Source organism: Mitsuaria sp. MSU3D, assembly GCF_056867975.1.
The window spans coordinates 3,698,276-3,716,641 of sequence record NZ_CP200314.1; the positions used below are offsets into that span (position 1 = coordinate 3,698,276).

The 18,366-nt window shown below is 69.4% G+C and carries 17 protein-coding genes and 1 pseudogene; 12 read left to right on the forward strand and 6 right to left on the reverse strand.

Annotation, left to right across the window (positions count from 1 at the left end; translation table 11 throughout):
* Nucleotides 1-46: 46 nt before the first annotated feature.
* Genes AC1VNM_RS16180 through AC1VNM_RS16195 form a run of 4 tightly spaced genes read right to left on the reverse strand, consistent with a single transcriptional unit; the run spans nt 47 to nt 4,088 of the window.
* On the reverse strand, nt 47-1,303 hold the full coding sequence (locus AC1VNM_RS16180; RefSeq protein ID WP_483107577.1) for a hypothetical protein: 1,257 nt from the start codon (nt 1,301-1,303) through the stop codon (nt 47-49).
* A gap of 42 nt (nt 1,304-1,345) precedes the next feature.
* Nucleotides 1,346-3,157 carry a type III secretion system outer membrane ring subunit SctC gene (sctC, locus tag AC1VNM_RS16185; RefSeq protein WP_483107578.1) on the reverse strand — a complete coding sequence of 604 codons (1,812 nt, stop codon included), beginning with the start codon at nt 3,155-3,157 and terminating at the stop codon, nt 1,346-1,348.
* A complete protein-coding gene (locus AC1VNM_RS16190; protein WP_483107579.1) occupies nt 3,154-3,366 on the reverse strand; it encodes a hypothetical protein in 213 nt (70 codons plus the stop codon). Before AC1VNM_RS16190 ends, sctC begins: the two co-directional genes overlap by 4 nt.
* Nucleotides 3,363-4,088 (reverse strand): FliH/SctL family protein, encoded by a 726-nt coding sequence (locus tag AC1VNM_RS16195; protein ID WP_483107580.1) that lies wholly within the window; start codon nt 4,086-4,088, stop codon nt 3,363-3,365. Before AC1VNM_RS16195 ends, AC1VNM_RS16190 begins: the two co-directional genes overlap by 4 nt.
* 251 nt (nt 4,089-4,339) lie before the next feature.
* On the opposite strand from AC1VNM_RS16195, the gene AC1VNM_RS16200 reads away from it, so the two are divergent.
* The 5 genes from AC1VNM_RS16200 (at nt 4,340) to AC1VNM_RS16220 (ending at nt 7,291) form a co-directional block, all read left to right on the forward strand.
* Entirely contained in the window at nt 4,340-4,969 is a 630-nt protein-coding gene (locus AC1VNM_RS16200) for a hypothetical protein (protein ID WP_483107581.1), read from the forward strand.
* Nucleotides 4,970-5,100: 131 nt separating this feature from the next.
* The gene (locus AC1VNM_RS16205; protein ID WP_483107582.1) at nt 5,101-5,322 is read left to right on the forward strand and encodes a FliM/FliN family flagellar motor switch protein; all 222 of its coding nucleotides are present in this window, start codon (nt 5,101-5,103) and stop codon (nt 5,320-5,322) included.
* Complete coding sequence (gene sctR, locus AC1VNM_RS16210; RefSeq protein WP_483107583.1) at nt 5,319-6,008, forward strand: type III secretion system export apparatus subunit SctR; 690 nt, start codon at nt 5,319-5,321, stop codon at nt 6,006-6,008. Before AC1VNM_RS16205 ends, sctR begins: the two co-directional genes overlap by 4 nt.
* A gap of 10 nt (nt 6,009-6,018) precedes the next feature.
* Complete coding sequence (gene sctS, locus AC1VNM_RS16215; protein ID WP_483107584.1) at nt 6,019-6,288, forward strand: type III secretion system export apparatus subunit SctS; 270 nt, start codon at nt 6,019-6,021, stop codon at nt 6,286-6,288.
* A gap of 148 nt (nt 6,289-6,436) precedes the next feature.
* Complete coding sequence (locus AC1VNM_RS16220) at nt 6,437-7,291, forward strand: sigma-70 family RNA polymerase sigma factor (RefSeq protein WP_483107585.1); 855 nt, start codon at nt 6,437-6,439, stop codon at nt 7,289-7,291.
* Between the two features lie 152 nt (nt 7,292-7,443).
* On the opposite strand, the gene ubiB is transcribed toward AC1VNM_RS16220, so the two are convergent.
* The gene (gene ubiB, locus AC1VNM_RS16225) at nt 7,444-8,997 is read right to left on the reverse strand and encodes a ubiquinone biosynthesis regulatory protein kinase UbiB (RefSeq protein ID WP_483107586.1); all 1,554 of its coding nucleotides are present in this window, start codon (nt 8,995-8,997) and stop codon (nt 7,444-7,446) included.
* Between the two features lie 22 nt (nt 8,998-9,019).
* Nucleotides 9,020-9,553 carry a hypothetical protein gene (locus AC1VNM_RS16230; RefSeq protein ID WP_377160944.1) on the reverse strand — a complete coding sequence of 178 codons (534 nt, stop codon included), beginning with the start codon at nt 9,551-9,553 and terminating at the stop codon, nt 9,020-9,022.
* A 137-nt stretch (nt 9,554-9,690) separates the two neighbouring features.
* Between AC1VNM_RS16230 and AC1VNM_RS16235 the strand changes: the two genes are divergently transcribed.
* The 7 genes and pseudogenes from AC1VNM_RS16235 to rfbD all read left to right on the forward strand — a co-directional run bounded on the left by AC1VNM_RS16235 (nt 9,691) and on the right by rfbD (nt 18,360).
* Nucleotides 9,691-11,085: an undecaprenyl-phosphate glucose phosphotransferase gene (locus tag AC1VNM_RS16235; RefSeq protein ID WP_483107587.1), complete on the forward strand. Its 1,395-nt coding sequence runs from the start codon at nt 9,691-9,693 to the stop codon at nt 11,083-11,085.
* A 41-nt stretch (nt 11,086-11,126) separates the two neighbouring features.
* The gene (locus AC1VNM_RS16240; RefSeq protein WP_377160940.1) at nt 11,127-12,299 is read left to right on the forward strand and encodes a porin family protein; all 1,173 of its coding nucleotides are present in this window, start codon (nt 11,127-11,129) and stop codon (nt 12,297-12,299) included.
* A 16-nt stretch (nt 12,300-12,315) separates the two neighbouring features.
* Complete coding sequence (gene galE, locus AC1VNM_RS16245; protein WP_483107588.1) at nt 12,316-13,338, forward strand: UDP-glucose 4-epimerase GalE; 1,023 nt, start codon at nt 12,316-12,318, stop codon at nt 13,336-13,338.
* Between the two features lie 128 nt (nt 13,339-13,466).
* Nucleotides 13,467-14,854, forward strand: a pseudogene (locus tag AC1VNM_RS16250) (mannose-1-phosphate guanylyltransferase/mannose-6-phosphate isomerase).
* A 106-nt stretch (nt 14,855-14,960) separates the two neighbouring features.
* The gene (locus tag AC1VNM_RS16255) at nt 14,961-16,241 is read left to right on the forward strand and encodes a nucleotide sugar dehydrogenase (protein ID WP_483107589.1); all 1,281 of its coding nucleotides are present in this window, start codon (nt 14,961-14,963) and stop codon (nt 16,239-16,241) included.
* An 85-nt stretch (nt 16,242-16,326) separates the two neighbouring features.
* The gene (rfbB, locus tag AC1VNM_RS16260; RefSeq protein ID WP_483107590.1) at nt 16,327-17,391 is read left to right on the forward strand and encodes a dTDP-glucose 4,6-dehydratase; all 1,065 of its coding nucleotides are present in this window, start codon (nt 16,327-16,329) and stop codon (nt 17,389-17,391) included.
* Between the two features lie 87 nt (nt 17,392-17,478).
* Nucleotides 17,479-18,360 (forward strand): dTDP-4-dehydrorhamnose reductase, encoded by an 882-nt coding sequence (rfbD, locus tag AC1VNM_RS16265; protein WP_483107591.1) that lies wholly within the window; start codon nt 17,479-17,481, stop codon nt 18,358-18,360.
* Nucleotides 18,361-18,366 lie beyond the last annotated feature (6 nt).

Sequence of the window (18,366 nt, forward strand, 5' to 3'; positions counted from 1 at the left end):
GTCGCAGGCCGTCGCCCGAGGTTCGCCACCTGTATCTGCTGGCCTGTCAGGCGGCGGAGGCGGCGCGAAGGACGTCACGCGTCAACCCGTTCCGATTCAGCCGTCCCTGCTGCACCAGGTCGATCTTGTTGAAGTTCTTCAACTCGGTGCTCACGATCTGCTTGGTATCGCCGTTGAGCCACACGCCCGCCGGCAACTTGTCCAGCTCGCGTTGCATCTCGCGGCGCACGCGCGACAGCGCCTCGCGCTTGACCTTGAACACGGTCTCCATCCTGGCCATCGCGCCTTGAGGGGCGGGGGCCAGGGTCGTGTCGAGGATCCAGCGTGCCGTCTTGCGAACCTCCTCCGGATCGTCGGCGCCGGGGCAGGGCCCGGCGGCGCCGGCCCGCATCATGCGGATGCCGGACTGCTCCACCTGGCGGACCTGCTGGATCATCCGCAGCAGCGTCAGGGACAGGAACACTTCCCCGCCGCGCGTGAGCCGCGCGTCGACGCGATGGCGGGGAACGGCCAGGACTTCCAGCCGCTGGAGGCCGTCGCGGCCCAGACCGCTGGCGGCCTCCAGGACCAGCTTCGGTGTCGGCGGCGACTGCAGGACCGCCAGCAAGGGCGAGCCCGGCGCGAACGCCCCCTTGGCGGTCGCGGAAGCATCGGCCATCGCGGCCGTCCGCATCAATCGCCGAACGGTGCCGCGCCCGTCGCCGTCGCCATCGAGATCCAGCTCGCGCAGCCGGGCGTTCAGCGGCTCCGCATCCGCCCCGCGCGGCAGCTTGTCCAGCGCGAGCGTCAGCAAGGCCTGGCGCTCGGCGACCGCGAAGGCGTCGGTGTCCAGCTCGTCCATCGCCTGCCGCGACTTGCCCTCGGCCCACAGCCTCGCGAAGCGCTCCGCGCGTTGACGGATCGATGCGAACTCCTGCTCGCCCGCGATCTGCCTCATCAACGCGTGGATGGCGTCGATGCGCATCAGGGCCTCGATGCGCTCCTCCCTGCGATCGCGCGCGTCGCGGGACTCGTCGTGCGTTTCCAGCTCGGCCCGCTCGCTGGTGCCGAAGGTGATCTCCTCCGCGCTGGCGCCGAGTCCGCCCGAGTTCGACGCGGCCACGGCCGCGGCCAATGCGGCAGCAGCCGCAGCCGCGGCTCGCCGCTCGACGAGTTGCGCCTGCTCGCGCGCCATCGACTCGGACGAGCGATCCGAGGCCTGCTGGCGCGCGGCGCCCTGTCGGATCGCTTCCTTGTCGCGGAGGCTGGTTTCCGGGCCGGACTCAAAGGCGGCATGGCCTTGGCGGGAGGTGATCGTGCTCATGGCGGAACTCGGGAGTGAGAAGAACGGAGGAAAGAAGGACGGTCAGGGCAGCGCGCGCGCCGTCAGGATGAAGAGGCGCTCGCGCTCGCTGTTCACGGCGCTGTCGCTGCGGAACAGCGCGCCGATCAGCGGGATGGCCGACAGGCCCGGCACGCGCGAGTTGGACACCTGGCGATCCTGTCGACGGTAGCCGCCGACGACCAGCGATTCGCCGGGCTTCACGACGGCCTCGGTGCTGACCGCGCTGTTGCCGACGCTGGGCGTGCCCTGGTCGCTGCTGGCCCGTGTCAACTGGCCGTCCTCGATGTCCAGGGTGACGCGGATGCCCTGGTCGTCCGCGCCGACGGTGCCGTCGCCGACGATGCTCGGCGTGACCTTGAGCAAGGTGCCGGCGGTGACCGTGCGCAGGTCGGTGCTGCGTTCGCCGACGAGCTTCACGTAGGCCGACTGGTTCATGTCCAGCAGGGCCCCGACGTTGTTCAGGGTCAGGACCGACGGGCGCGACAGCACCTGCGCCTGTCCGCGCGATTCCAGCGCGCGCACGCGCAGCTCGAGACGATTCGACGCCCAGAGCACCATCGTCGATCCCTTGACGCCGGTGTCCGTGGGCGACGCGCCGAGCTTGCCGTCGGCGCCGATCGCCACGTGGGCCGCGCCGGACCCGACCGCGAGATCGACCGACCAGTCACGCAAGGCGTCCGCGCTGACGTCGAGGATGGTCACGTTGATCTCGATCAGACGGCTGGGCACATCGAGCGCGTCGATGAGCTCGCGGTACTCCTCGCGACGGGACGGCAGGTCCCAGACCAGGACCGCGTTGAGCGGCGTGTACGCGGCGATCGACGGGACGACCTCGGGCTCGTCCGGATCGCCGCCGCGCGCCGCGTGCCTGCGGGCGGCGACCGGTGCCGCGAGCGCCGACGACGCCGCGTCCGCCGCATCGTCGCGCCCGGAGGCGCCGGCGGTCGACGACGGCGTCGGCAGGCGTGCGGCCGCCAGTGCCGCGGCCAATCCGGCGCCCGCCGCGCCCGACGGACCCGACGGCCCCTCCCCGCCCGCGAGTTCCCTCGCCAGCGCGGCCCACGGGTCCTCGGTACCGGAGGTCAGGGACGTCCCGCCGGTCCCGCGCCCGCCCTTGAGCGACGTCTGAAGTTGGAGGGTGCGGGAGTTGGGCAGGACCTGATTCAGCGTGGTGACCAGGCCCGGCAGCGTGACGCTGCGATCGCGCGTGCGCATCTCGCGGTCGGCCGCGGAGGCATGCTTCAGGCGGAACACCATCAGCCGCGGACGTTCCTTGCGCGGCTTCTCGGGCGGAACGGCGAGCACCCGCCGCACCTCGCTCACATAGGCGGGGGGGCCAGACACCAGCACGGTGGGCGGGTCGGAATCGAATTCGCCCCAACCGAACCGGCTCTCGAAGAGCCCGATGCCGATCAGGGCGTCCTTGGCGTCGGACGGGCTCTGCGGACCGAGGGAGATCCGCTCGCTCATGGCCGTCGACCGGGCCGAGAGATGCAGCACGCCGCGGTAGACGAACCAGTCCAGCCCCTGCGCGTCGGCAAGCCGGTCGAGGAACACCGCGGGCGACGCCCCCTTGCCGCCCAGGCGCACCTTGCGCCTGCCCAGCGAGGGATCGGCCAGCTTCACCTCCAGGCCCAGCGTCGACGAGAAGCGGTCGAGGACCTGCGCCAGCGACTGCTCTTCATCGGCGCGATAGCTGTAGAGCGTGTCGCGCCATGCGGACGGCGCGACCGCGACAGCCTCGGTGAGCGCGGGACCGAACGGCCCCGCCAGGACCAGCGCGCACAGGACGGCGCGCAGTCCGGATCCCGCCGGCGCTGCCGAGCGTCTCATCTCACCACTTCGTTGAGGAGCTTGCGTTCGAACTGGCGGGTCTCCTGGATCTCGACCTTCTGCACCGAGAGTTCCACCTGCATCTGGCCCTTGATCTTGATCGCCCGCTGCAGGTCATCGATGCCGATGCGTTCCATGGCCTGCGACAGGCGGTTCGTGTTGGCCAGGGAGCTGTTCAGTTGGCGTGATGTGGAAGTGATCGAGGTCATGCGGGGGTCTCCTGGGTGAGCGGTGAGGGGGTGTCCTGGGCGGACGGCGGAAGGCGCGTCGACGCGGCGCGAGCGCCCGGCAGCGCCTCCAGCAACGCGTGGACGTTGTCGTCGTAATGGGCGTGCAGGCTGCCCGCGGGATGCGAGAGCACGCAATGGCCGCGATCAAGCAGCGCGTCGGGCGCCAGCGACCAGCCGGCGTCGGCCGCGAGGTCCTGCAGGAACGCGAGATCGTCCGGGTGCGCGCGCAGCTGGGACTGGCCCTCCCCACGCATCGCGCGCCACTGGTCGCGCAGCAGGCGCGCACTGGATCGCGCCAGCTGCTCGGCGGGGAGGTCGAGCAACAGACGGCGGGCCGCCTGATGCGCGATCTCGATCAGCAGGGTGTCGGCGGCGGCGAGCCATTGCTCACGCTCATCGTTCAGCGCGATCGCCATCCGCGACGCCTCGGCCAGCGCCTGGTGCTGCCGTTCGGCCGCCTCGCGGGCGAGGCGGTCCATGCACTGATCGCGCGCCCGTTGCCGCCAGCGGCGCGCGCGCTCGCGCGCGGCGCGCAGTCGACCCGCGCACGCCCGCCGGGCCGCGCGGACCACCTCGTCGGCCGAGCGCACCACGTCCAGCGACTCGCGTCGCAGCACGGCGGTGCCCCCGTCTTCCCCGTCCTCGATGCGCAGGACCAAGCCGTTCAGCAGCAGACGTCGGGAGATCCAGGCGGGGTTCATGGCGCAACTAGTGTCTGAACAACCCGGTCGGGTTCCGGGAGCGACGCGGCATCGCGAGAACGGCATGCCCATGACATCGCACTCATCCGGACCTCCGCTTCCCCCGCCGCCCGCGCCACCGGTGGCCCGTTCCGATGCCTGCCGATCCGACCGCCCTCGCCGCTCCCCTCGGCGCCCCCGTCCTGTCCGCTCCGGCCCGGGATTCACCGTCGCCGCTTCGGGTCCCGGCACGGGAGGCCGAGGACGTGCACTTGCGCCTGAGGCTTCAGCGAGGCGCCGCGTGGCAGGTCGACGACACGGCGTCGCCGTGGCGTGCCTTCGAGCTGAGGCTCGCGCCGGCGGACGAGGACCGCGGGACCGCGCCGACCACGCCGACCGCCGACAGCCTGGCCCTGGGCACGCCGCACGGGGTGCTCTTCCTCGAGGACGACACCCTCCTCGCGATCGCGACCGGCGCGCACCTGCCCCGGGGCGCGGACGGCCGCATGGATGAAGGTCTCCTGCGCCTGGCGTGCACGACCTGGCCCCCTGCCCTCTGCCGCGCGCTCGGCGATGCGCCGACCCCGCTGGTCGCGGAACGCGGCAGGCGTCAAGCGGGCCTCCACGCCGCGGTCTTGACCTTCGTCAGCCGCGACGGCGCCAGACAAGGCGTGCCGATCCGCGCGTCGGCACGCACGCTGCGCGCCTGCGCGACGGCGCCGGGCTGGCAGGCGCCTCCCGCGCCACACCCGATGCCTGCGGCCGTCGCCGCGATCGTCCTGCAGGTCGGCCTTCAGCTCGCGCGGGTCGCGATGCCCGCCGCGCGACTGCCCACCCTCCGGCCCGGCGATGCCGTCTGGCTTCCCTCCGATGGGCGGGGGAAAGCAGTCCGCTCTGCTTAGTTTGCGGGAGGCAACTAGTTCATTTAGGCCAGGTCGACCACCTCACACGTGAGTTCCAGGGATGGGGCTCGACGGGGGGTGCGCCGTCCAATTCACCTCATGCCTTTCCACCCCCAACGGAGCCCCAAAACGTGGATGCCCTGACCGTAGACCTGGACTTCATCGTTGGCCGCGTCGCCATGACCGTCGGCGAACTGAGCGCGCTCGCGGCCGGTCAGATCATTCCCCTGCAAGCCCTGACGCCCGCCTCGGTGCGCATCGTCGCGCACGGCACCGAACTCGGCGCGGGACAGCTGGTCGAGGTCGAAGGCCGGCTCGCCGTCGAGATCCTGAGCTGGGGGAGTCCGCGGTGAACGGGGGCGGCCTCGATCCGGTCTCGCTGGCATTCCTGCTGGTGGGCCTGACGCTGCTGCCGCTGCTGCTGGTCTGCACGACGAGTTATCTGAAGATCTCCGTGGTGCTGATGATCGTGCGCAACGCGCTGGGCGTTCAACAGGTCCCGCCGACGATGGCCCTCAACGGCATGGCGCTCGCCGCCACGCTGTTCGTGATGGCCCCGGTGCTCAACGAGGTCGTGTCGCGGCTGCCCGTCAACGTCTCGCCCCTGTCCGGCCAGTCCCCCTCGGCGCAGGCGCCCCAGCGCTCGACGTCCGCGCGCCTCGGCCTGCCCGACCTGGCCCATGCCTTCGAGCCGATGCGCGGCTTCATGCTGGCCAACACGCTGCCGGAGAAGCGGCAGAAGTTCGTCGACCTCGCCCGCCAGCAGTGGGGCGTCCGCATGGCCGCGCCCGGCGACACCGACTACGTCGTGCTGATTCCCTGCTTCGTCGTCAGCGAGCTGGAACTGGCATTGAAGGCCGGCTTCGTGCTCTACGTCCCCTTCGTCGTCATCGACCTGCTGCTGTCCAACCTGCTGCTCGCGCTGGGCATGCAGATGGTCTCGCCGATGGTGGTCTCGCTGCCGCTGAAGATCCTGCTGTTCGTGCTGCTCGACGGCTGGACGCGCCTCTTCGACGGCCTGGTCCGTTCCTACGCCTGAGGACCGCGCCGTGATCGAGACCATCGCGTTCTTCCAGAAGGGTCTGCTGCTCGTGATCTGGCTGTCGCTGCCGCCGCTGATCGTCGCGGTGCTGGCCGGCGTGCTGGTGTCGCTGGTGCAGACGGTCCTGTCGATGCAGGACCAGAGCATCCCCTTCGCCGTGAAGCTGTTCGCCGTCGGCCTCGTGCTGGCGATGACCGGCCGATGGATGGCGCTGCAGCTGCTGGCGCTGGGCGACCAGGCCCTCGCGGCGCTGGTCACCTTCGGAGGTCGGCCATGACCGCCGCCCCGCCCCTGTTTCCTCCCACGCGCCTGGCGCGGCGCGCCCTCTCCTCTGTCCCAGGGAGCCCCCGGCTCCGGAAGATCCCCGTCGGGCACGCGCCCAACACCGAGCCGAACGGGGACCCGGGCCTTCTTCGAGTCTGTCTATGAACCACTCCACCGAAGCCAAGGGTCGTATGGGCGACGCCCGCTCGCAAGAGCTCACAAGGCCCGCCACGCCCGCCATGCCCGCAACGCCGACCCCGGCGCCCGACTGCGAGATCGCGGTCGCCATCGCGATCGACGACCACGACACGGTGCCTGACCCGGCCGTCGAACTGATCGAACAGGCCGAACCGGTCGAGCAGGTCGAACAGATCGAACAGGTCGAACCGGTCGACCCGGTCGCGCAGCTTGAACCGGTCGAGCCCGTGGACCCGGAACTCGTCCGGCAACGCCAGCAGCTGGTGCTGACCCACATCGTCAAGATCGCCCGGGATTCGCGCAGCGATTCCAGCAAGCTCAAACGCTTCCTGCGGCGCTATGAGCGCTCGCCGGGCGAGCTCGACGACATCATCCAGGATGCGATGCTGGAGGCGACGCGCTGCGCCGATCGCTTCCAGGCGCGCTCCTCGGTGGAGACCTGGTTCTTCGGGATCGCCGCCAACGTCGCGCGCAACCACGTGGCGCGCTGTTCCAAGCGCAGCGGCCAGATGGAGAGCCTGGATGAATCGCCGCACATGATGGATTCGGAATCGGCGCACCGGCCGCGCGAGTCGTCGATGGATGTCAGCCAGCAGGTCGCCTACCGGCAACTGGCCGGCATCGTCGACGTGACCCTGTCCGGACTGTCGCCCGACCTGCGAGGCACCTTCGACCTGGCCTGCCTGCAGGAGGAGTCCTACCGCGATGTCGCCGAGATCCAGGCGATCCCGATCGGCACGGTGCGCTCGCGCGTGAACCGCGTGCGGACGCTGCTGCGCTCGCGCCTGAAGCAGGGCTTCGCCGACTACGCCACCTGACGCGCGACCTGACGCGCGACCTGACGCACGACCTGACTCGAAAGCCGGCTTTCCCTTCCGCTTCCCCAGAAAGCCCCCAAGGGGCCCCTTCCCCACCCGTCCACCGCCCCCACGAGGGGCGGTTTGCGTGGCCACGGCGCGGCGAACGATCCTCAGTCGATCCAGCGCATCGCCAGCTGGGTGAGCACGAGCGCCAGCATGAAGCCGCCCACGCCCCACAGCAGTGCCTGCAACAGGTGATTGGTGCGGCGCTGCTCCACCAGCAGCTGACGCGTCAGGTCGGCATGACCGTCCTCGGCGCGCTGGCGCAGCACCTCGTGCATCAGCCGGGGGAACTCCGGCACCATCTGCGCAAAGCGCGGCGCCTCCTTCTTCAGCTGGCGCAGGAAGGCTCGCCAGCCGATCTGCTCGTCCATCCAGCGCTCGAGGAACGGCTTGGCCGTCGCCCAGAGGTCCAGTTCGGGATCGAGCTGCCTGCCCAAACCTTCAATGTTGAGCAGCGTTTTTTGCAGCAAAACCAGCTGAGGCTGAATCTCCACGTTAAATCTGCGGGAGATCTGAAACAGGCGCATCAACACCTGGCCCAGCGAGATGTCCTTGAGCGGCTTGTCGAAATGCGGCTCGCAGACGGTGCGCACCGCGCCCTCGAGTTCATCGACGCGGGTCTCGGGCGGCACCCAGCCGGATTCGATGTGCAGCTCGGCGACGCGCTTGTAGTCGCGGCGGAAGAAGGCGATGAAGTTCTGCGCCAGGTAGTCCTTGTCGACCTCGGTCAGCGTGCCGATGATCCCGAAGTCCAACGCGATGTAACGGCCGAAGGTGTGCGGCTCCAGGCTGACCTGGATGTTCCCGGGGTGCATGTCGGCATGGAAGAAGCCGTCGCGGAACACCTGCGTGAAGAAGATCGTCACCCCGTCGCGGGCCAGCTTCCTGATGTCCACGCCCGCCTCGCGCAACCGCTCCAGCTGCGAGATCGGCACGCCGCGCATGCGCTCCATCACGATGACCTCGCTCCGGCAGAGCTCCCAGATCATCTCCGGCACCATCACCAGCTGCAGGTCCTGCATGTTGCGACGGAGCTGGGCCGCGTTGGCGGCCTCGCGCACCAGGTCCAGCTCGTCGTGCAGGTAGGTGTTGAACTCGGCGACGACCTCGCGCGGCTTCAGTCGCCGGCCGTCGGCGGAGAAACGCTCCACCCAGCCCGCCAGCGTGCGCATCAGCGCCAGGTCGTCCTCGATGATGTCGAGCATGCCCGGCCGCAGCACCTTGACGGCGACTTCACGCCCGTCGTGCAGCGTCGCGAAGTGCACCTGCGCGATCGAGGCGCTGGCCACCGGCTCGGCGTCGAAGGTGGCGAACAGCTCCTCGATGCGGCGGCCGAAGGCGCGCTCGATCAGTTCGCGCGAGAGCTCGGCGGGGAACGGCGGCACGTTGTCCTGCAGCCGGGACAGTTCCTCGATCATGTCCGGCGGCACCAGGTCGCGCCGCGTGGACAGCAGCTGGCCGAACTTGACGAAGATCGGCCCCAGCCGCTCCAGCGCCAGCCGCAGGCGCACGCCGCGGGGCTGGTCCCAGGCGCGGCCGACCGTGATCAGCCGGCGCAGGAAGCGGAACCGCCGGCGCTTGAGCGTGGACAGCGCCAGCTCGTCCAGCCCGTGTCGATAGAGGGTCCAGACGATGACCAGCAGGCGGGACAGATACCTCATGCCCGGATCTCGGTCCGGGCGCTCATGTCCGGCCCTGGCCGTCGGGCATGAAGCGACCCGCCTGCCGGGCCAGCGTCGCCATCGCCCCGGCGGCCGCGCGGCCGACACGGCCGAGCTGGTGCGCCACGGCCGGACCGGTGATGGCCGCGAGGTCGTCCTCGATGTCCCAGCGCACGTGGTCGATCAGCCAGTTGAAGTCGCCGGCCAGTTGCGCGTCGCCCTGCACCCGTACATCCGGACGCGCGCCCGACAGCGCCGCGAAGGCCGCGGCGGCGGGGTTGGACGCGTCCAGCTCGATGAGCAGGTCCGGTTCTTGCCTAGGGGCATCCTCGTCGCCCAACCGTTCCAGAAGACCGGCCGGGGTGATGCGCAGGCGCAGATCCGGCGCGGCCGGCAGCATCGCCGGCCAGCCGGCCAGACGCAGTCGCAAGGTCTTGCCCGTGTGCGGGGCCAGGCGCGCGGTGGCGACGGGCTCGCGGGACATGACATGGTTGAGCAACAGCGTGATGCGATCCTGGACCGCGGGGGCGAGGAGCTTGGACCATTCTTGAAGCATGGGGCGGATTGTAGGCAGGGCGCGAGAGTGGCCCGGCCGCGGCGGAACCGGTGACAAGCTAGGGGGTCCGGTTACGAGTCCGCGCAACTTATTGAGCGAGAATTTCCGGCTCTTGGCCGGGGAAGGACCACTGGGTGATGTTTGAGGACCGAAATTACAAAAGAACCTTCTACAGCGCGCCGCAGTCGGTCCAATCCTTCATCGCGGCCTTCCTGGAACCGACACTGATCGTCCTGGTCTATCTGACCCTGCTGGCCTGGTTCGGCGAGCCGGTGATGCGTTCCACGTACACGCTGTGCATGCTGGTGTTCGCACTGACCTTCCCGGGACGCAACCGCTTTGCCGACCATCCCGCCAGTGCCGTCACCGACATCGTCGGTTCGTGGTTGATGCTGCTGCTGATCCTGGGCATGTTCGCCTACGCGACCAGCAGCTTCCATTACTTCGAGCGGCCGGTGCTGCTGTGGTGGGCGCTGCTGACGCCGCTGGCACAGATCGTCGCGGTCGAGATCGGCCGGCGCGTGCTGCGCTGGCGTTCGCGCCAGCCGTGGATCCGGCGCACCGCGGTGATCATCGGCGCGGGGCCGCTGGGGGCGAAGGTCGCGCGGGCGCTGCAGTTCGGCCCCGTCGGCGGCGCGGACTGCCTGGGCTTCTTCGAGGACCGCACCGACGACCGGCTGCATCCCGACTGCCTGGGCCGCGTGCTGGGCACGCTGCCGCAGCTCAGCGACTACGTCCGCACGCACGGCGTGCGGGAGGTCTACATCACGCTGCCGCTGGGCTCGCAGCCGCGCATCCTGCGCCTGCTGGAGCAGTTGCAGGGCACGACCGCGTCGCTGTTCTTCGTGCCCGACGTCTTCGGCATCAGCATCATCCAGGGCCGCTTGCAGGACGTGAACGGCGTGCCCGTCGTCGGCATCCTGGAAACGCCGTTCACCGGCGTGAACGAGGTCGTCAAGCGGATCAGCGACATCGTGCTGGCGTCGCTGATCCTGGTGCTGATCTCGCCGATCCTGGTGATGCTGGCCATCGGCGTGAAGATGAGCTCGCCAGGGCCGGTGATCTTCCGCCAGCGCCGCAACGGCTTGGACGGCGAAGAGATCATGGTCTACAAGTTCCGCTCGATGCGCTCGATGGACAACGGCGCGGTCGTCAAGCAGGCGACCAAGGGCGACCCGCGCATCACGCCGTTCGGCGCCTTCATCCGCAAGACCTCGCTGGACGAGCTGCCGCAGTTCATCAACGTGCTGCAGGGACGCATGAGCATCGTCGGACCGCGCCCGCACGCGGTCGCGCACAACGAGGAATACCGCCAGATCATCAAGGCCTACATGGTCCGCCACAAGGTCAAGCCGGGCATCACCGGCTGGGCGCAGGTCAACGGCCTGCGCGGCGAGACGGACACCGTGGACAAGATGAAGGCGCGCGTCGAATACGATCTCGAGTACCTGCGCAACTGGTCGCTGGGACTGGATCTCCAGATCATCGTCCGGACGGTCCGGCTGATGCTGTTCGATCGCCATGCCTATTGATGACGACAGCAGATGACGACCACAAGAAGGGGACCCCACCGATGAAGCGACTCCACCGCCTGGCCCTGCCGGCCGTCCTCCTGGCCGCCGCCTCCGGGACCGTCCGGGCGCAGAGCGATGCCGGCAGCCCCTGGTACCTCGGGGCCTCGCTGGGTCACTACTACACGGACAACGTGTTCCGCTCGAATGCCGCCTCCAACAGCGACCAGCTGACCTCGCTGAGCCTGCTGGCCGGCGCCGACACGCGGCTGGGTCGTCAACGCGTCCATGCCGACGCGCGCTTCAACGACACGCGCTACCAGCACAACAGCAGCCTGAACAACCGCGGCTACAACATCGACACGGGCCTCGACTGGGAGACCGCGGGCAACCTGTCCGGCACGCTGGACTACACCACCGCGCGCACGCTGGCCGACTTCAACAGCAACACCGGCATCGCCCCCACCACCGAGCGCAACCTGCAGACCGACCGCAGCCTGGGCGGCAGCATCCGGCTGGGCCTGCCCAACCTCTCGCCGTTCACGCTGGAAGGCACGTTCTCGCGCCGGGAGCGCGACTACTCGCTGGCGCTCTGGGACAGCCAGGAGTACCGCCAGAACATGTCGTCGCTGGGGGTGCTCTACAACGCCAGCAGCGCGTGGCGCTTCGGCGTGGCGGGGCGCTACACCAAGGGCCGTGTGCCGTCCAACGGCTTCGAGTGGGACCGCAAGGACATCGACCTCACCGCGCGCTGGCGGGCCACCGGCTCCAGCAGCCTGGACGCGCGGATCAGCCGCAGCACCTCGGACTCCTTCACCGGCGTCACCGGCTCGCTGAGCTGGAACCTGTCCCCCGGCGGGCGCTGGTCGCTCAACACCAAGCTGTCGCGCGACACCGGCGTCGAGGCCTACTACCTCGGCATCAACAACGGCCTGGCGGACTTCAACCGCGTGCAGACCGCGCTGCAGTCGCAGCTCAGCTACCGGCTGAGCGGCAAGGTCACCGCGACGGCCGGCCTGGGCATCACGAAGCTGAGCCGCAACGGCGACATCGCCCTGCCCGGCGCCGGCGCCAGGGACGACTCCAAGCAGTACAGCCTGGGCCTGGCCTGGGAGGCGCTGCGCAACGTGACCGTGGGCTGTTCGTACACGCGATTCGATCGCGACACGTCCAACGTGCTTTACTCCTACAACGCCTACACCGCCGGCTGCTACGTGCAAGGCATGATCCGCTGAGACCCGGGACTCCCACATGGCCAACGACACCATCCTGCTGACCGGCGCGACCGGCTACATCGCCTCCCACACCTGGCTCGCGCTGCAGGCCGCCGGGTACCGCGTCGTCGGCGTGGACAACTTCAGCAACAGCTCGCCCAAGGTGCTGGAGCGCCTGGCCGAACTCAGCGGCCAGACGCCGCTGTTCGAGAAGCTCGACGTCTGCGACGGCGCGGCGCTGGACGCCGTCTTCAGCGAGTACCAGCCCGCGGCCGTGGTGCACTTCGCCGCCTACAAGGCGGTCGGCGAGTCCACGACCAAGCCGCTGAGCTACTACCGCAACAACATCGACGGCCTGCTGACCGTCTGCGAGACGATGCGCCGCCACGAGTGCAAGCGCATCGTCTTCTCGTCCAGCGCGACCGTCTACGGCCAGCCCAAGACCCTGCCGCTGCGCGAAGACGCGGAGCTGATGGCCGTCAACCCGTACGGCGCGACCAAGCTGATCGGCGAAGGCATCCTGCGCGACCTGGGCGCGTCGGATCCGCGCTGGCAGACCGCCTGCCTGCGCTACTTCAACCCGGTCGGCGCGCACGAGAGCGGCCGCATCGGCGAGGACCCGCGCGGCATCCCCAACAACCTGATGCCCTACGTGACGCAGGTGGCCGTGGGCCGGCGCGCGAAGCTGTCGGTCTTCGGCGACGACTACGACACCCCCGACGGCACCGGCGTGCGCGACTACATCCACGTCGTCGACCTGGCCGAAGGCCACGTCGCGGCGCTGAATTTCCTGCTGCGCGGCGACGAATCGATCTGGGTCAACCTCGGGACCGGCCGCGGCTACAGCGTGCTGGAACTGGTCCAGGCCTTCGCCGCCGCCAGCGGCCGCGAGGTCCCGTACGAGGTCGTCGCCCGCCGCCCCGGCGACGTCGCCGCCTGCTACGCCGATCCGGCGCTGGCGCGGGACAAGCTCGGCTGGACCGCCCGGTTCGACCTCCAGCGCATGTGCGAGGACAGCTGGCGCTGGCAGTCGGCCAATCCGAACGGCTTCGAAGGCTGATCGGCCGTCGGCGACACTACCGCCCTTTTCCAGAATCCGCAGAACCACACGCGCCCTCGTTCGACGGACGGGCGCGCCCAGACAGAGGGAGCAGTACCTTGAGCAAAATCGACACGCAACCAGTGATCATGGCCGGCGGCAGCGGCACACGGCTGTGGCCGCTCTCGCGTGCCGGCTACCCGAAGCAGTTCCTCGTGCTGAGCGGCAACAACAGCCTGTTCCAGCAGGCCGCGGAGCGGCTGGCCGCGCTGTCCGCCGAGGACATCGCGGTGAAGGCCCCGATCGTCGTCGGCAACGAGGAGCACCGCTTCATGGTGCTGGACCAGTTGCGTGAGCAGAAGCTCGTGCCTGGCGCCGTCGTGCTGGAGCCGGTCGGCCGCAACACCGCGCCGGCCATCACGCTCGCGGCACTGCAGGCGATCGAAGGCGGCGAGGACCCGGTGCTCGTCGTCACCCCCGCGGACCAGACCGTCACCGACAGCCCGGCCTTCACCGCCGCCTTGCAGGACGCGGTGCGTCAGGCCAGGGACGGTGCCATCGTGATCCTGGGCATCACGCCCGACCGGCCGGAAACCGGCTACGGCTACATCCGCGCCGGTGCCGAGGGCGCCGGCCTGCGCGTCGAGGCCTTCGTCGAGAAGCCCGACGCGGCGACCGCGCAGAAGTACCTCGACCAGGGCGGCTACTACTGGAACAGCGGCATGTTCGTGCTGCGCGCCAGCGTCTGGCTGCAAGCGCTGCAGCAGTTCCGCCCCGACATCGACCAGGCCACGCGCGTCGCCTTCGCCGCCAAGGCGGTGGACGGCGCCTTCGTGCGGCCGGCCAAGGACGCTTTCGCGGCCGTGCCGTCGGAATCGATCGACTACGCCGTGATGGAGCGCTGCGCATGGTGCCGCTGGACGCCGGCTGGAACGACCTGGGCGCGTGGGAAGCCGTCTGGCAGGTCGCGGACAAGGATGAATCCGGCAACGCGAGCCGCGGCGACGCGATCATCGCGGACAGCCGCAACACGCTGGTGCACGCCACCAGCCGCCTGGTGTCCGCGGTGGGGCTGGACAACATCGTCGTCGTCGAGACGCCGGACGCGGTGCTGGTCGCCGACCGCAGCAAGAGCCAGGACGTCAAGAAGATCGTCAACCAGCTGACCGCCACGCAGCGCGGCGAGCAGAACCTGCACCGCAAGGTGCACCGCCCCTGGGGCTGGTACGACAGCATCGACATGGGCGAGCGCTTCCAGGTCAAGCGCATCATGGTCAAGCCCGGCGCGTCGCTGAGCCTGCAGATGCACCACCACCGCGCGGAGCACTGGATCGTCGTGCAGGGCACGGCCGAGATCGTCAACGGCGACAAGACCCTGCTGCTGACCGAGAACCAGTCCACCTACATCCCGCTGGGCCAGGTGCACCGGCTGTCCAACCCCGGCAAGCTGCCGCTGGAGATCATCGAGGTCCAGTCCGGCTCCTACCTGGGCGAGGACGACATCGTGCGTTACCAGGACACCTACGGCCGGAACTGAGCCCGTCCCGCCCGGACCCTCACCCGGGGGGACGGTTCGGGCAGCGACACGAAAGACGGACGAAAGTCGGATACAAAGCCGTCCTCGGAAAGAACAGGAGAAGGCCGTGTCCGTGATCGCCGTCGTCGGGTTGGGATATGTGGGACTGCCGCTGGTGGTCGAATTCGGCAAGCACGGCCGGACGATCGGCTTCGACATCGCGGTGGACAAGGTCGCCAAGTGCCGCGCCGGCACCGACCCCTCGCGGGAACTGACGGACGAGGAAGTCCGGGCCGCCGTCCACGCCGAATACCACAGCGATCCGGCCTGCCTGGCCGAGGCCGACGTCATCATCGTGGCCGTGCCGACGCCGGTCGACCAGGCCCACATCCCCGACTTCAAGCCGCTGATCGGCTCGTCCACCAGCGTCGGGCGCCACATGAAGCGCGGCGCCGTCGTCGTCTACGAATCGACCGTTTACCCCGGCGCGACCGAGGAGGTCTGTATCCCGGTGCTGGAACGCGAATCCGGCCTGAAATGGAAACAGGACTTCTTCGTCGGCTACAGCCCGGAGCGCATCAACCCGGGGGACAAGGCCCACACGCTGACGAAGATCCTCAAGATCGTCTCCGGTGACACGCCGCAGACGCTGGACATCGTCGCGAAGACCTACGAGAAGATCATCGTGCCCGGCGTGCACCGCGCGTCGAGCATCAAGACGGCGGAGGCCGCCAAGGTCATCGAGAACACGCAGCGCGACCTGAACATCGCGCTGATGAACGAGCTGGCGATCATCTTCGAGCGCCTCGGCCTGGACACCTCCGAGGTGCTGGAGGCCGCGGGCACGAAGTGGAACTTCCTCAAGTTCAAGCCGGGCCTGGTCGGCGGCCACTGCATCGGGGTGGATCCGTACTACCTGACCCACAAGGCCGACATGCTTGGCTACCACCCGCAGGTCATCCTGGCGGGCCGGCGCATCAACGACGGCATGGGCAAGTTCATCGCGGAGCAGACCATCAAGCAGATGATCGCCGCGGGCTCGCACGTCAAGGGCGCCAAGGTCAACGTGCTGGGCCTGACCTTCAAGGAGGACTGCGGCGACCTGCGCAACTCCAAGGTCATCGACATCATCCATGAGCTGCGCAGCTACGGCGTCGAGGTCTTCGTGACCGACCCCGCCGCCGAGGCCGACGAGGCGATGCACGAGTACGGCGTGCAGCTGCACGCCTACGAGGACCTGCCGCGCGCCGATGCGATCGTCGCCGCGGTGGCCCACCGCGAGTACAAGGCGCTGAACGCCGCCGACCTCGCCGGCAAGCTGGTCGAGGGCGGCGCCTTCATCGACGTGAAGGCCGCCTTTAACAGCGACAATCTGCGCGCGGCCGGCCTGCGGGTCTGGCGACTCTGACGCCGGACGGCGCCGGGTCGCCGTCGCCGCGCCCGCCTTCATCACCGACGATCCGCGTGGATCACAGACATTTCAGGGAAGTTCCATGACGATCCTCGTCACCGGCGGCGCCGGCTTCATCGGCAGCAATTTCGTGCTCGACTGGTTCAAGACGTCGGACGAGCCGGTGGTCAACCTCGACGCCCTCACCTACGCGGGCAACCTCGAGAACCTGGCCTCGCTGAAGGACGACGCGCGACACGTCTTCGTCCAGGGCGACATCTGCGACCGCGCGCTCGTCGACCAGCTGCTCGCCACGCACCAGCCGCGCGCGATCGTGCACTTCGCCGCCGAGTCGCACGTCGACCGCTCCATCCACGGTCCCGGCGCCTTCATGCGCACCAACGTCGAGGGCACGTTCACGCTGCTCGAGGCGGCGCGCGCGTTCTGGTCAGCGCTCGAGGGCGACGCCAAGGCGGCCTTCCGCTTCCACCACGTCTCGACCGACGAGGTCTACGGCTCGCTGAAGGCCGAGGACCCGCCCTTCGCCGAGTCGAACCCCTACGAGCCCAACAGCCCGTACTCAGCCTCCAAGGCGGCCAGCGACCATCTGGTCCGCGCCTGGCACCACACCTACGGCCTGCCGGTGGTCACGACCAACTGCAGCAACAACTACGGCCCGTACCACTTCCCCGAGAAGCTGATCCCGCTGATGATCGTCAACGCGCTGGCCGGCAAACCGCTGCCCGTGTACGGCGACGGCCAGCAGATCCGCGACTGGCTCTACGTCACCGACCACTGCTCGGGCATCCGCGCGGTGCTGGCCGGCGGCACGCTGGGCGAGACCTACAACATCGGCGGCTGGAACGAGCAGGCCAACATCGACATCGTGAAGACGGTGTGCGCGCTGCTCGACGAGCTTCGCCCCGATCCGGCCGGTCCATATGCCCGCCTCATCACCTACGTCAAGGACCGCCCCGGCCACGACCGCCGCTACGCGATCGACGCCCGCAAGATCGAACGCGACCTGGGCTGGCGCCCCGCCGAGACCTTCGAGACCGGCATCCGCAAGACGGTGCAGTGGTACCTCGCGAATGAGGAATGGTCCTCGCGCGTGCTCTCGGGCGCGTACCGCGAGTGGGTGTCCAAGCAGTACGGGAGCACCCCATGAACGCGCGAGTCGAGCGCCGGGCCGCCCCAAGCCGACTCGCATCCCCTCGGGGGATCGCGGGCCGTACCCGGCACGCGAGGGGCTGACATGAAAGTCCTGCTGCTTGGAAAGAACGGCCAGCTGGGTTGGGAACTCCAGCGCGCGCTCGTCCCGCTCGGTGAGCTGATCGCGCTGGACCGCAGCGAAGGCGGCGACCTCGGCGACAGCGACACGCTGCGCGCCATGGTGCGCCGCGTCGCGCCGGACGTCATCGTCAATGCCGCGGCCTACACGGCCGTCGACAAGGCCGAAAGCGAGCCCGACGCCGCCCGCCAGATCAATGCGCTCGCCACCGGCGTGCTGGCCGAGGAGGCCAAGGCACTCGGCGCGCTGCTGGTGCACTACTCGACCGACTACGTCTTCGACGGCGCCGGCGACGACTGGCGCTTCGAGGACGCGCCCACCGGTCCGCTGAGCGTCTACGGCAAGACCAAGCTCGAAGGCGAGCAACTGATCGCCGCGAGCGGCGCGGACGCGCTGGTGCTGCGCACCAGCTGGGTCTACGCGGCGCGCGGCGGCAACTTCGCCAGGACGATGCTGCGGCTCGCCGCCGAGCGCGAGCAGTTGAAGGTCGTCGCCGACCAGATCGGCGCGCCCACCGGCGCGGACCTGCTCGCCGATATCACCGCGCACCTGATCCGCGCGACGCTGCAGGACCGCGCCCTGTGCGGCACCTACCACGCGGTCGCCAGCGGCGAGACCAGCTGGCACCAGTACGCGAAACACGTGCTGACGCGCGCGCGGGACAAGGGCGTGGCGCTGAAGGTCCAGCCCGAGCAGGTCGAGGCGCTGCCCAGCAGCGCCTACCCGACGCCGGCCCCGCGCCCGCTGAATTCGCGCCTGGACAACCACAAGCTGCAGGACCGTTTCGGCCTGGTGCTGCCGCACTGGCAGACCGGCGTGGACCGGCTGCTCGACGAGATCCTGTGAGAGGAG